Here is a 13,787-nt window from a genome sequence, read left to right as displayed (position 1 = left end):
CGCACCGAGACCTGCCTCATGTGCCTGATCGCCTTTGCGCTCCACGCAGAGCCGGCCTGCCCGCTGCTGATCGCGGCCAACCGCGACGAGTTTCTGGATCGCCCCACCGCGCCCCTGCATCGCTGGAACTTGCCCGATGGCACCGAGGTGGTGGGCGGGCGCGACCTGCGCGACGGCGGAACCTGGCTGGGCCTGAGTCCTCAGGGACGGGTGGCCATGCTGACCAACGTGCGCCAGGCAATCGTCGGTCCCGGCGCCCGCAGCCGGGGTGAACTGGTCACGCGCTGGCTGCAGGGAGACAGCGATGAGGCCGGTTTCACCGAGGACATTGATCCCGGGGCCTACGGTGGCTTCAATCTGGTGGTTGGCGATTTCCATGCTCGTCGCTGGCGCTGGCTGAGCAATCGCCATCCCGAGAATCCGCACGAAGTCCACTCGCCGGCGTTGCACCATCGCGCACTCGGCGCGGGCGTGTATGGCTTGTCCAATGCCAGTCTGGACACGCCCTGGCCGAAAACGCAGCACCTCAAGCAGGCCATGCACACGGCGCTCCAGCGCCTTCGCCACGACGCCACCGGCCAATGGGCGGATCCTCTGGCGCAAGCACTGTTCGACGGTCAGCCTGCACCCGACACCGACATGCCGCGCACCGGAGTGCCCAGCGAAGCCGAGCGAGCCCTTTCCAGTGCCTTCGTGCGCATGCCGGAGCGCGCCTACGGCACGCGCAGCAGCCTGCTGGTGAGCACGCGACCCGCTGCCGAGGGCTGGCAGGTGGACCTGATGGAGTGGACGCATGACCACGCCGCGGGTGTGGCACCCGGTGAGGCCCAGCACCGGGTCGAGCTGGTCTGGTCCTAGAGGCGGATCACCATTTCCTGGTGGCTGATCCCCGCCTCCTCGAAGGGGTCGCCCCGGTTTTCGTAGCCCAGTCGCCGGTAGAAGCCGATTGCGCTCTGCTGCGCGTGCAGCATCACCTCGGCGTCACCTCGCGCACGCGCCGCCTGCATCAGCACTTGCAACACGTCGCGCCCGAGGCGGCTGCCGCGCAAGGTGCGGTCGACCGCCATGCGGCCGATTCGGGCCACGCCGGGTTCGTGCGGCAGCAGGCGCCCGGTGGCCACGGGACGGCCCAGGCGGTTGTAGGCCACCGCATGCACCGCCACGGCATCGGCCTCGTCCCACTCAAGCTCCTTGGGGATGCGCTGCTCCTGCACGAACACGGCTGTGCGAAGGGCGCTGGCGTCCGTGCCGAGTTCATCCCAGCCACCCACACGCAGGGTGGTCACGGCCTCGCCGGCTTCAAAGCCCATCAAGGTCTCGCGCAACGCGGGGGGCACCGGGCGCGATGTCTGGGTTGCCGGGTCGGCGAACACGTAGACGATCTCACCGGTGATGAGGTGTTCCTCACCCCGGAAAATGGCGCCCTGGAAGGTGAGCGATGAGTTCCCGATGCGCAGGCATCGCATCGCAATGTCAAGCTGGTCGTCCACACGCGCCGACGCGTGGAACTCCACCGTCGCCTTCACCACATAGAGATCGCCACCGAGCTGGTCCATGGTGTCCTGGTACGGGAGTGCCAGGGCGCGCCAGTAGTCGGTGATGGCGGTGTCGAAGTACATCAGGTAGTGAGCGTTGAACACGATCTTCTGCATGTCCACTTCGGCCCAGCGCACGCGCAGTCGGTGAAAGAATCGAAAGTCACTTCGTTTCAGGGTCATCTCAGTGCTCCGGGTTGAAGGCTCTTCGCAGGGCGCGGGCCGCGTCGTTGTGGGCGGTCAGCGCCTGGGGAATGGTGCGGCCGAACTGGATGAAGCCATGCACCATCCCGGCATAGATCTCAAGAGCCACCGCCACGCCCGCGTGGCGCAGGCGGTCAGCGTACATCACGCCTTCGTCGGTCAGCGGGTCGCACTCCGCCAGACCCAGCCAGGCCGGCGCCACGCCCTCGAGATCGCGCGGGTGGCCGGCAGCATCCACCCCATCCAGCGGTGCAAAGCGCCAGTCGTCCCGATCGGCCGGGGTGCGCAGGTATTGATCAAAGAACCAGGTGATCTGCGCCTCTTCCAGCAGGAAACCACGGGCGAATGTCTTGTGGCTCGCGGTGTCCTGGTGGCCCGTGCAGCCGGGGTAGAACAGCATCTGCAGGGCCAACGGCCAGCCCGCGTCGCGCGCAGCGATGGCGGTGACGGCCGCCAGGGTACCGCCTGCGCTGTCGCCGCCCACGGCCATGCGCTTCGCATCCAGGCCCAGTTCATCGGCCTCTTCGCGCAGCCAGGCCAGCGCGTCCCAGGCGTCATCGACCGCAGTGGGAAACTTCGCTTCGGGCGCGAGCCGGTAGTTCACCGAGAGCACCGCGCAGTGCGCCAGATGGGCCAGTTGGCGGCACAGTGGTTCGTGGCTGGCCACGCTGCCCACGGTGAAGCCACCGCCATGGAAGTACAGCAACACCGGCAAAGCCACGTCAAAGGCCGGAGCGAACAGCCGCGCCGCCACCCTGGCGCCATCGCGGGTGGGAATGCTGAAGTCCTGCACACGCGCTAGCGGGTGGGCGGCAATGTCCAGCACGGGAGCGCCCGCCAGGTAAGCCACCTTTGCCCCCTCGGGCGACAGCGCATGCAGGGGCGGATGGCCAGCGCGCGCGATGCGCTCGAGCAGGCCGCGCATGGCAGGCGTGAGCAGGCTAAGCGGATCCAGGGGTTGAGACATGGCGAAATTGTGTCTGTCTTTTTTGCGACGCATCGGGAACGAACGACGTTGGCCCCCTGCTCCTCAAACCTTATAGTGGCTCACCATAACCCGAATGAACTGGGAGACCTTCTGCATGGCGCAAATCCTCTATGTGACGAACATCCTCATTGACTTCGGGGTGCTCGGGCAGCTGGCGGCCGAATGCGAGCGTGCAGGCATCCGCAAGCCACTCATCGTCACCGACGTGGGCGTCAAGGCCGCCGGGCTGCTGGACAAGGCCTTGTCTGTGCTGCCCGGCCTGGCGCCAGCGGTGTTTGACCAGACTCCCTCCAACCCGACCGAAGCCGCGGTGCGCGCTGCCGTGACGATCTACCGCCAACAGGCCTGCGATGGCCTGATCGCCCTGGGTGGCGGCAGCGCCATGGATTGCGCCAAGGGCGTGGCCATTGCCAGCACCCATGAAGGACCTCTGAAGACCTACGCCACCATCGAAGGCGGCTCGCCAAAAATCTCCGACCGCGTCCCCCCACTCATTGCGGTGCCGACCACCGCCGGCACCGGCAGCGAGGTCGCGCGAGGTGCCATCGTGATCGTGGACGACGGCCGCAAGCTCGGCTTCCACAGCTGGCACCTGGTGCCTCGAACCGCCCTGCTCGACCCCGAACTCACGCTGGGATTGCCGCCCCTTTTGACCGCAGCGACCGGCATGGACGCCATCGCGCACTGCATGGAAACCTTCATGGCTCCGGCCTTCAACCCGCCGGCCGATGGCATTGGCCTGGACGGCCTGCAACGGGGCTGGGCCCACATCGAGCGAGCCACCCGCAACGGCCTGGATCGCGACGCCCGGCTGAACATGATGTGCGCCTCGATGCAGGGCGCGATGGCGTTCCAGAAAGGGTTGGGTTGCGTGCATTCGCTCAGCCACAGTCTGGGTGGCATCAATCCGCGCCTGCACCATGGCACGCTCAACGCCGTGTTTCTGCCTGCAGTGATCCGCTTCAACGCAGAAGCGGACTCCATGAAGAAGGATGGCCGCCTTCAGCGCATGGCCCACGCCATGGGCCTGGGCAGTGGCAGCGACGTGCCCGAGGCCATCCTGGACATGAACGCCCGTCTGGGTCTGCCCGCCGGCCTGGCGGCGATGGGGGTGGGAGAAGAGCTGTTTGAGCGGGTGATCGCGGGTGCGCTGGCGGACCACTGCCACAAGACCAACCCGCGCCTGGCCTCGGCACAGGACTACCGCGAACTGCTGCAAGCCGCGCTCTGAGCGCTGGCCGCAGCACGCAAGCCTCCAGCGCCCATGAACCAAGATGATCTGTCACAGGCCATTGCTCCGGTCGGGGCTGCCGAACGGCCGCTGAGGGTGGTCGGCCTGGGTGCATCGGCCGGTGGACTGGCCGCCTTCGAGGCCTTTTTCCGCAGCGTACCGACCGATGCGGCGCCCGGCATGGCCTTTGTGGTGGTGCAACACCTGGCCCCAGACCACCCGAGCATCCTGAGCCAGATCATCCAGCGCTGCACCAGCATGCAGGTGTTCGAGATTCAGCACGGCATGCCCGTGCTGGCCAATTGCATCTACGTGATTCCGCCCGACCGAGGGTTGCTGTACGTGGAAGGTCGGCTGATGCTTCAAGAGCTAACCCCCATGCCAGGTGGCCCCCGAACCATCGACACCTTCTTCAGTTCATTGGCGCGGCACTTGAATGATCGCGCCGTGGGCATCGTGCTCTCGGGCAGCGGCAGCGACGGCGCCATGGGCCTGCGAGCCATCAAGGAAGCCGGTGGGCTGGTCATCGTGCAGACGCCGGCATCCGCGCAGTTTCGCGGCATGCCGCAAAGCGCCATGGAAACTGGCGTGGTGGATCTGGAGCTCTCCCCGGACGAAATGCCCGTGCACCTGATGAACCTGACCGATTCAAGACCGGGCAAACGGGGAACACCGCCAGTCGGCCGGTCCAGCTGGTCGGTGGACGCCTACGCCGAAGTCATGGATCTGTTGCGCTCGCAAACCGGACACGACTTTTCCCAGTACAAGCTGGGCACCATGCGCCGGCGCATTGAACGGCGAACCTCGGTGCAACAGCTGGAATCGCTGAGCGCGTATGCCGACTACCTTCGCCGCACGCCCGGCGAGGTGAGAAATCTGTACTTTGAACTGCCCATCGGGGTGACCGCGTTTTTCCGCGATCCTGAAGCATTCCAGGTGCTCGAACTCGACGTGTTGCCGAGCCTGCTGGCCACCAAGGACCCTTCCAGCGAGTTGCGCATCTGGTCCCTGGGGTGTTCCTCGGGCGAGGAGCCCTATTCCATCGGCATGCTGGTGACAGAAGCCATGGAACGGCAGCAGAAGCAACTCAAGGTGCAGATCTTTGCGACGGACCTGAACTCTCGCGCCATCTCGGTGGCCCGCGCGGGGGTCTACCCCGCCAGCATCGGCCAGGAGCTTTCCCCGTCGCGCCTGTCCCGGTTCTTCACGCTGGAGCCGGGCGACGGAACGTACCGCGTCGTCAAATGCTTGCGCGACATGATGGTCTTTTCCGAGCACGACGTCATTCGGGACCCGCCGTTCTCCCGGCTTGACCTGATCGTCTGCCGCAACTTGCTGATCTACTTTGAAGGCGACCTGCAGAAGCGCCTGATTCCGCTGTTTCATTACGCGCTCAAGCCGGGTGGTGTCCTTTTCCTTGGTTCATCCGAGAGTGTGGGCGAGAATGGCGAACTGTTCTCTGTGCTGGACCGACGCGCCAAACTTTTCCAGCGCCGGGAAGTTTCAAAACTCACGCGACCGAGCTACACCACCACCCTGCTTCCCAAGCCACCACCGGATGCGCCACCCAACGGGGGTCCGGAGCAACGCCAGTTACCCATGAAAACCTCCCTGCGTGACATGGCCGAACAAGCCCTGCTGCGAATGGCACCGGCCAGCGCTCTGGTGAATGCGCAAGGTGACATCCGTTATCTTCATGGCCGCACCGGCCAGTTCCTGGAGCCTGCGCCGGGCGAGGCCGGTGTGAACAACATCCTGAGGATGGCCCGCGAAGGCTTGCGCCCGGCGCTGGACAATGCCCTGCGCGAGGCGGCCATGGATCGCGGATCTTCCTATGCTCCCCGGGTTCAGGTTCGCACCAACGGACACTTTGCGAGTGTCAACCTCAGCGTTCGGCACGTGGCAAGTACAGGGGGTGACGCATCGGGTGAAGCGCTGTACCTGGTGGTGTTCGAGGAGTCGGTCGGCGCCCAACTGATCGACGTTGCCGCGCAGCCGGGTTCGTCCGGCGTGCAGAGCGACGACGCCCCAGAAGGTGGTGGCGAGGTGCAGGAACTGCAGCGCGCCCTGCGCCTGCGCGACGAACACATCAAGTCCCTGTCGGATGCCCTCGAACGCTCCAGCGAGGAACTGCGCTCGTCCAACGAAGAGATGCAGGCCGTGAACGAGGAACTGCAGTCCACCAACGAGGAACTCGAAACGTCCAAGGAAGAGCTGCAGGCTGTCAACGAAGAACTGACCACCGTGAACACGGAGCTGCAGATCAAGGTGGCCGATCTTTCGCGCGCCAACAACGACATGAACAACCTGCTGGCGGGCACCGGCATCGGCACGCTGTTTGTGGACCACGACCTGCGCATCCTGCGCTTCACGCCCGCCACATCCACCATCATCAACCTGATACCGGGCGACGTCGGCCGACCGATCGGGCACATAGCCTCCAACCTGGTCGGCTATGGCAGCCTGGTCGACGACGTGATGAAAGTGCTCAGCACACTGGAAAATTTCGAGCTGGACGTGCAGACCTCGCAGGGGCGCTGGTACACCATGCACATCCGGCCGTACCGCACGCTGGACTATGTCATCGAGGGCGCGGTGATCACCTTCGTCGACATCACCGAGGTGCGGGCGGCGCAAGAAGCGCTGCGCAAGGCGGCCGGATTGAGCCACCTGGCCCACATGCTTCACGATGCCGATGCCGCCATGGTGATTGAGGATGCCAAAGGCCGCATACAGACCTGGAACGACGCTGCCCGCCGGCTCTACGGCTGGAACGAAAGCGAAGCCATGGCGCTGCATGCCCAGGCGCGGGTACCAGCGCATCGGCGCGACGATCACGAGCAACGCATCACCGCCTTGCGCGCGGGCGACACCCTGCCCCCCTGGAAGTCGCAGCGCCTGCGAAAGGATTCGAAAGAGCAGGAAGTCTGGGTGACGGCCTGCGCGCTGGGCGATGGACGCGGCCAGTTGCGCGGGCTGGTGTGGGTCGAACAAGCGGTGGGGCCCTCCGGCGAGGCCTCCAGGCGGTCGCCATGAATCGCCCGGACGACCATCGCCCGCCACGGGACGAATCCCGCGCCCGGCGGATCAAGGCGTTGTTGACCGAATCGGTGGAAGACCTGCCCGCCGGCGCGCTGCGACTGCTGGTCCAGGAACTGCGTCTGCACCAGATCGAGCTGGAGATGCAGAACGAAGAGTTGCGCATCACGCATGCAGCCCTGGACGTCACACGCGAGCATTACTTCAACCTCTACGACCTGGCGCCCGTGGCCTATTGCACGGTCGATGCCTCGGGGATGATTCAACAGATCAACCTCTGCGGCGCCAGGCTGCTCAGCACAGAGCGCGAGTCCGTGGTGGGGCTTCCGCTGGCCCGCTTCATTGCCCCTGAACACCGGGACCACTTCTACCTCCAGTGCCGGTTGCCGCTGGACGAGGGAGCGCAAAGGTCTTGCGAAATGCGGCTGCTGGATCGCGCTGGAGAACAGGTGTGGGTGGAAATGGACGCAACCGCTGCCAAAGACGACCTCGGGGAGCCGCAGCTGCGCATTGTCCTGATCGACGTCACCGCACGGCGTCAGGCCGCGCAGTTGCGCGAGAAGCAGGAAGCGGCTGAGGCGGAGCGCCGTGCCATGTCACGCTTCCTGTCGGCGGCGAGCCACGACCTGCGCCAGCCCACGCACGCCATGGGGTTGCTCATCGACCAGTTGAAGCAACTCCCGGGCAGTCCGAAGAACCATGTGCTCGTGAGCCGACTGGACGCCTCGGTCCACACCCTGGAGTACATGCTCAATGCGTTGCTCGATCTTTCTCGCCTGGACGCCGATTTCGTGCAGGCGCAGCCCCAGCCGGTGCCCTTTGCGAGGTTGGTGGAACAGTTGCGCCCGCTGTTCCCCGACGAGGGCCTCCGAACCGGCGTGCGCCTGAAGTTCCGACCTTCGCACGTTTGGTTGTACACGGACCTGCCTCTGCTGCAACGCGTGATCCACAACCTGGTGGGCAACGCCCTGCGCTTCACGCCCCAAGGCACGGTGCTGGTGGCCTGTCGGCCCGCGAACGGTGGCACGCACGCGCGCATCGAGGTGCGCGACAGCGGCATCGGCATTGCGCCCGATCACCTGAACCGCATCTTCGACGAGTTCTTCCAGGTCGACAACCCGGAACGCGACCGCAGCAAGGGGCTAGGGCTGGGGCTGAGCATCGTCAGGCGCACCTGCGACCTGCTGGGCCACCCGATCCACGTGCAATCCTTGCCGGGATGGGGGAGTTGCTTCAGCGTGACGGTACCCCTGGCGCCGCCGCAGCCTGCCCTGAGCCAGGAGCCACCGGCCAGGACGACGCAGGCGCTGTCGCAGGATGCGCTGTCTGGTCTGAACGGACTCATCATTGAAGACGACGCGATGGCCTGTGATGCGCTGTTTGATCTGCTCAAGACCTGGAAGGCGGTGCCGCATGCGGTCGAGGGCCTGGAGTCCGCACGCGCACTGGTGGCTCAGGGCCTGCTGCCGGATTTCATCGTCAGCGACCACCGCCTGCGAGGCCACGAAAACGGTATCGACGCCATTCTTGCCTTGCGTGAACTCACCAGGCGAAACATCCCTGCGTGCCTGGTCACGGGCGACATGGACAAGGCGGTGGCCGAGCGCGCCAGAAGCGTGGGCATTGCCCTCCTCTACAAGCCGGCTCGCCCTGCGGCCCTTCGCGAGCTGATTCTTTCGATCATCTAGGGCCTGCGCGCGCCCACGTGCAGTTCGCCGCGCGCTTCGGCCAGTTCCACCTGACGCTGTCGCTCGGCCAGCCTCGCTTTTTCCTCCGGGCTGCGCTGGTCGTGGCAGTGGGCACAGCTCACCCCCTTGACGTAGTGCTGTGAGGCCTTGTCTTCGGGCGCAAGGGGCCAGCGGCACGAGCGGCAAAGCTCGTGAGGCCCCGGCACCAGCCCGAGGCCCACGCTCACGCGCTCGTCGAACACGAAGCACTCACCGGCCCATGTGCTCTGGGCCGGTGGTACCGCTTCCAGGTATTTCAGGATGCCACCTTCCAGGTGGTAGACCTCGTCGAAACCGCGCATCTTCATGAGCGCGGTCGACTTTTCGCAGCGGATACCGCCGGTGCAGAACATCGCCACTTTCGGCTTTTTCTCGCCCTGCAACATGGGCTGCGCGTCCAGCCACGCAGGCAACTCGGTGAACGACTTGATGTTGGGGTTGATGGCGCCCTGAAAGGTGCCAATGGCCACCTCGTAGTCGTTTCGGGTGTCGATGAGCAGCACGTCGGGGTCGGCCAGCAGGGCGTTCCAGTCCTCCGGCCTGACGTATTGGCCTACGGTGCGGTTCGGGTCGAGACCCGGCACGCGCAGGGTGACGATCTCGCGTTTCTCGCGCACCTTCATGCGGTGGAACGGCGGGCGGTCGCTCCAGGACTCCTTGTGTGGCAGGCGGGCCAGGCGCGGGTCGGCGCGCAAGTGCGCCAGCACCGCCCGCACACCCGCCTCGGGGCCCGCGATGGTGCCATTGATGCCCTCGGGCGCCAGCAACAGCGTGCCTTTGACTTCGTTGGCCTCGCAGCAGGCCAGCAAAGGGGCGCGCAGTTCGCCAAAATCCGGCAGGTCCACGAACTGGTAGAGCGCGGCGGTGAGGAAACGGGGGGTGGCGGGCTTGCGGGACATGGTCTGAATTATCACAGCGGCTCGACGCGAGACAGATCCGGACGCTCCACCCACTCGGCGAACTCGTCTGCCAGCTGCTGGCTGGCCGCCACAGCCGTGCTCCAGGCCAGGACACGCGCGGGAAGATCCTGCCCGTAGCGCGTGAAGTCGCTGCGGTCGGGCAGCCTGCCGTTGGGCAGCGTGGCCGCCCAGGCTGGGTCGGGCGCGATCACGAGCATGCTGTCCAGTGCAGGGCTGGCAAGGTGGCGTCCTTTCCAGCCCTTGTCCAGCCAGCCGGGTACCACGGCTTTCTGGAAGTGGGGATACAGCACGATGGGTGAAGAGGCCAGCGGCTGGTAGCGCAGGTGCAGGTGGTAGTCGGTGATGCCGCCATCCCAGTAGGCGCCGGGAGGCGCTCCAGCAATGCCATGTACCGGTCGCAACACAAAGGGGATCGAGCAGCTGGCCTGCAGGGCGTCCATGAAGTTGTCTTCGAACATGGGCACCTGCCGGGTGCGGAAGTCCTGGGTGGAGAACGGCAGCGGGCTCACCGCGCCCGAGTTGGGCGGGACGGAGGAGAACACCACGCGCTCCAGCCAGCTCCCCAGGGCCTTGCGGCTCACCGCGTTGGCCGCGTAGGCCGCGAGGTAGCCCAACGGGGTGCGCAGCCGGCCGTCGCGCCGCAACAGATGCCGCCCGCGCGCGGTCAGGATGTGCAGCCGGAAACGGGTCTGCCCCAGCACCTCTTTCACGCGCCCGCCGTAGAACAGCTGGAGGTTGTTGGCAAACCGCTCGCTCACCTGTTGCGGCGTGGGCCGTTTCTGGCCGGCGGGCAGCTCGTAGTGCTGGTGGATGTAGTCGGTCTCCAGCCGCTGGAACGCGGCGGCCGGGTCGTCCAGGCAGGCCGTGGCCATGCGCCACGCACCGATGGACGCACCCACCAGATGCACCGGCTGGTGGCTGCCTGGCAACCATTGACCGAACAGGAATCGGTCGAGCGGCCCGAGGATCAGGCCCTTGGGGCCGCCAGCAGCGGCGGGGATGATGCCCACGTCCTGCGGGCGCAGGCCTTGTTGTTGAAGATGCTGGAGGGCTTTGGGGCCAGCGTAGAGACGAAGAGCAGGAGGCATAGGCTGCGATTGTCTCGCAGCCCTTCGCGCAGGCCCTGCAAATCAGTGGTGTTCGTGGGACTCGGCGTCCTCGGAGTGCCGGGAGAGCGAAGGAATTTCTTCGGCCACCACGGTGTCGGGGTCGATGCCCAGCACCAGGCCCACCGGATCGGGGTAGGTATTGATCAGCAGTTCACTGCGCATCGCCTGCTCCTCGGCACGGGCGCGCCAGGAACCGATGTGGATCACGCCGGCGATCGGCTCGTAAACGTCGTTGTCGAACGGAGCGGTCTGGTGTTCGATGGCGTTGATCATGCGCTTGGGAAAATGCCATTCCCGCGCCAGCGCCGCCCCCACCTCGGCGTAGCTGTAGCCGAAGATGCCGCGCTCGGCCCTCGACCGCTTGAGGTCGAGCATCGGCACGCTGCGGTCCAGATCCAGCATGGCCTCAGGCATGCCGACGTGCATCACCAGTTCGCCGATGCCGTGGATCAGGCCAGCCGTGAAGGCGGTGTTCTCGTCGATCTTGATCGGCAGCGCGATGTAGCGCGAGAGGTTGGCGGTGTTGAGGCTGTAGCGCCAGAACTGGTTCAGGTTCACGCCGCCCACCTTGTGAAAACCCTCCCCGAGCGAGGCGGCGATCACCAGGGCACGCACCTTGATCATGCCCAGCACGTTCATGGCTTCGCGGGCGTTGGAGACCTGGCGCGAAAGTCCGAAGAAGGCGGAGTTGGCGGTTTTGAGCAACTTGGCCGTGAGCACCGGGTCGTCTTCGATGTAGGAGGCCACCAGCATGGCATCGACCTCCTCCTGGTCGAAGGTTTCGATCAGCTTGCGCACCACCTTGGGTGCGGAAGGCAGTGCGTCTGGTTGCTTGAGCAGCTTTTCGAGTTGCATGATCTGACCCTTCGACGTTGTGGGTGTTTTGAGGCTTGGTTGATGGTTTCTTCGTCAGCTTGGCAAGAGTCTTGAGAACTTTCAGTCAATAAATGCACCAAGCGCCTGGCTGAACGACCATTCCGTGGGGTCCTTGCCCAGCACGCTGTCCACGTCCAGACCCAGGGTCAGGCCCACCATGTCGGGAAACGTGGAGACCAGGCCGTTTTCGTCGAGCTGGATTTCTTCGGCGCGGGCACGCCAGGAAGCCAGGTGCAGCACGCCGCCCAGGGCGTCGTAGGTGTCGCCGTCGAAGGGCGCCACCTGATGGGCCAGGGCCGAGACGATGTCGGGCGGGAACTGCCATTTCTCGGCCATGCCGGCGCCGACCTCGGCGTAGGTGTAGCCCAGCACGGCGCGCTCGGCATCGGCGCGGCGCAGGTCCAGCGGCGGCGTGCCCATGTCGATGGGGCCAATGATGTCGGGCATGGCGATGTGCATGATCAGATCGCCAATCGCGTGGACCAGGCCGGCGGTGAAGGCGTTGCCATCGTTCTGCCGCAACAGGCCGGCCAGCGAGCGGGAAATGTCGGCCACGCGCAGGCTGTAGCGCCAGAACTGGCGCATGTCCACACCCGGCACGTTCTTGAAGCTCGAGCCCAGCGCCGCAGCCATCACCAGCGAGCGCACATGGGTCATGCCCAGCAGGGCCACCGCTTCGTCGGCGCTGCCGATCTGGCGGCTTGCGCGAAAGAAAGCAGAGTTGGAGAGGCGCAGCACACGCGTGGTGAGCGCGGGGTCCTGGGAAATCAGGCCCGCCACCCGCCGGGGACTGGGGTCCTCCTTGTTCATCTCGGCCAGCAGGTCCGAGACCGTGCGCGACATGGCCGGCAGTGCGCGGGGGTAGTTCAACAGGGCTTCGAGTTGCATGGGGCTGAAGTCCGATGGCTTGGGTGGTTTTGACTACCCACCATATCGACGCCCGCCCTCCCGACTTGAGGCCCCTGAATGCCTTTGAACTACCGACTTTCAGCGCTTGCCCGAGTCCTGCAAACGGGCGAATGCGGACGCCATGGCCGTGGCCACCGGCGGGTTGCCCTTGACGACCGCCTGGCCAGGACGCGCCCCGCGCATGGGTTCGAAGCGGTTGTCGCGCGCGCCACCCGACCCCGGGGCGCCGCTGCGGGCGGGTGCCTCGCCCAGCTTCATGGACAGGCCGATGCGCTTGCGCGCCACGTCCACCTCCATCACCTTGACTTTCACGATGTCGCCAGTTTTCACGATTTCCCGGGCATCGTTCACGAACTTGTGCGCCAGCTGGCTCACGTGCACCAGGCCGTCCTGGTGAACGCCGAGGTCCACGAATGCGCCGAACTGGGCCACGTTGCTCACCGTACCTTCCAGGATCATGCCTTCGCGCAGATCGCTGATGTCGTCCACGCCATCGTTGAAGCGTGCCACCTGGAAGTCGGGGCGCGGGTCGCGGCCGGGTTTTTCCAGTTCGCCCAGGATGTCCTTGACCGTGATCACGCCGAAGCGCTCGTTGGCAAACAGCTCGGGGCGCAGGGTCTTGAGCATGTCGGCGCGGCCCATGAGTTCGGCCACCGGCTTGCCGGTTTTTTCCATGATCTGCTCAACCACGCTGTAGGTCTCGGGGTGTACGCCGGTCATGTCCAGCGGGTTTTCACCGCCTCGAATGCGCAGGAAACCGGCGCTCTGTTCAAAGGTCTTGGCTCCCAGGCCCGCCACTTCCATCAGTTGCTGGCGGCTCTTGAAGGCGCCGTGGGTTTCACGCCAACGCACCACGGCCTTGGCCACGCTTGCACTCAGCCCGGACACGCGAGAAAGCAGCGGCACGCTGGCGGTGTTGAGGTCCACGCCGACACCGTTCACGCAGTCTTCCACCACCGCTTCGAGCGTGCGGGCCAGTTCGCTCTGGTTCACGTCGTGCTGGTACTGGCCCACGCCAATGCTCTTGGGGTCGATCTTCACCAGCTCGGCCAGCGGGTCCTGCAGGCGGCGCGCGATGGAAGCCGCACCACGCAGGCTCACGTCGACATCGGGCATTTCCTGGCTGGCGAATTCGCTGGCGGAGTACACCGAAGCGCCCGCCTCGCTCACCACCACCTTCTGAATTTCCGTTCGGACTTCGCCCATCTCCGTCCGGGCTGAGCCCATCTCCGTTCGGGCTGAGCCTGTC

General features: G+C 65.6%; 11 protein-coding genes. 4 read left to right on the top strand and 7 right to left on the bottom strand.

What is annotated here, in order from left to right; translation table 11 throughout:
• Nucleotides 1-18: 18 nt before the first annotated feature.
• Nucleotides 19-858 carry an NRDE family protein gene (locus AB7F11_RS15745; protein ID WP_428290613.1) on the top strand — a complete coding sequence of 280 codons (840 nt, stop codon included), beginning with the start codon at nucleotides 19-21 and terminating at the stop codon, nucleotides 856-858.
• Here AB7F11_RS15745 and AB7F11_RS15740 read toward each other — a convergent pair.
• Together AB7F11_RS15740 and AB7F11_RS15735 are read right to left on the bottom strand one after the other, a co-directional pair.
• Nucleotides 855-1,718 carry a YbgC/FadM family acyl-CoA thioesterase gene (locus AB7F11_RS15740; RefSeq protein WP_428300127.1) on the bottom strand — a complete coding sequence of 288 codons (864 nt, stop codon included), beginning with the start codon at nucleotides 1,716-1,718 and terminating at the stop codon, nucleotides 855-857. The genes AB7F11_RS15745 and AB7F11_RS15740 overlap by 4 nt on opposite strands.
• A 1-nt stretch (nucleotide 1,719) precedes the next feature.
• A complete protein-coding gene (locus AB7F11_RS15735) occupies nucleotides 1,720-2,706 on the bottom strand; it encodes an alpha/beta hydrolase (protein WP_428290611.1) in 987 nt (328 codons plus the stop codon).
• A gap of 115 nt (nucleotides 2,707-2,821) precedes the next feature.
• Here AB7F11_RS15735 and AB7F11_RS15730 point away from each other — a divergent pair, with 115 nt between their 5' ends.
• From AB7F11_RS15730 to AB7F11_RS15720, 3 genes are read left to right on the top strand one after another with little or no spacing between them, the layout of a single operon-like run.
• On the top strand, nucleotides 2,822-3,958 hold the full coding sequence (locus AB7F11_RS15730; RefSeq protein WP_428300126.1) for an iron-containing alcohol dehydrogenase: 1,137 nt from the start codon (nucleotides 2,822-2,824) through the stop codon (nucleotides 3,956-3,958).
• A gap of 33 nt (nucleotides 3,959-3,991) precedes the next feature.
• A complete protein-coding gene (locus AB7F11_RS15725; protein ID WP_428300787.1) occupies nucleotides 3,992-6,994 on the top strand; it encodes a CheR family methyltransferase in 3,003 nt (1,000 codons plus the stop codon).
• A complete protein-coding gene (locus AB7F11_RS15720; RefSeq protein WP_428300124.1) occupies nucleotides 6,991-8,685 on the top strand; it encodes an ATP-binding response regulator in 1,695 nt (564 codons plus the stop codon). The genes AB7F11_RS15725 and AB7F11_RS15720 overlap by 4 nt, the downstream gene beginning before the upstream one ends.
• On the opposite strand, the gene AB7F11_RS15715 is transcribed toward AB7F11_RS15720, so the two are convergent.
• The 5 genes from AB7F11_RS15715 to AB7F11_RS15695 all read right to left on the bottom strand — a co-directional run.
• Nucleotides 8,682-9,623, bottom strand: a complete 942-nt coding sequence (locus AB7F11_RS15715; protein WP_428300123.1) for a rhodanese-related sulfurtransferase — start codon at nucleotides 9,621-9,623, stop codon at nucleotides 8,682-8,684. The two genes, AB7F11_RS15720 and AB7F11_RS15715, sit on opposite strands and share 4 nt — an antisense overlap.
• An 11-nt stretch (nucleotides 9,624-9,634) precedes the next feature.
• Nucleotides 9,635-10,732 (bottom strand): patatin-like phospholipase family protein, encoded by a 1,098-nt coding sequence (locus AB7F11_RS15710; RefSeq protein WP_428300122.1) that lies wholly within the window; start codon nucleotides 10,730-10,732, stop codon nucleotides 9,635-9,637.
• 42 nt (nucleotides 10,733-10,774) lie between these two features.
• Nucleotides 10,775-11,608 (bottom strand): HDOD domain-containing protein, encoded by an 834-nt coding sequence (locus AB7F11_RS15705; RefSeq protein WP_428291751.1) that lies wholly within the window; start codon nucleotides 11,606-11,608, stop codon nucleotides 10,775-10,777.
• A gap of 81 nt (nucleotides 11,609-11,689) precedes the next feature.
• Complete coding sequence (locus AB7F11_RS15700; protein ID WP_428291750.1) at nucleotides 11,690-12,517, bottom strand: HDOD domain-containing protein; 828 nt, start codon at nucleotides 12,515-12,517, stop codon at nucleotides 11,690-11,692.
• 99 nt (nucleotides 12,518-12,616) lie between these two features.
• Nucleotides 12,617-13,787 (bottom strand): helix-hairpin-helix domain-containing protein (locus AB7F11_RS15695; RefSeq protein ID WP_428300121.1); only part of this gene is annotated, 1,171 nt, incomplete at its 5' end.

The sequence above is a fragment of the Hydrogenophaga sp. genome, assembly GCF_050250835.1.
GTDB lineage: Bacteria > Pseudomonadota > Gammaproteobacteria > Burkholderiales > Burkholderiaceae_C > Hydrogenophaga.
Note: the sequence above shows the minus strand (reverse complement) of the source record. Positions and strands in the feature narration are given on the sequence as shown.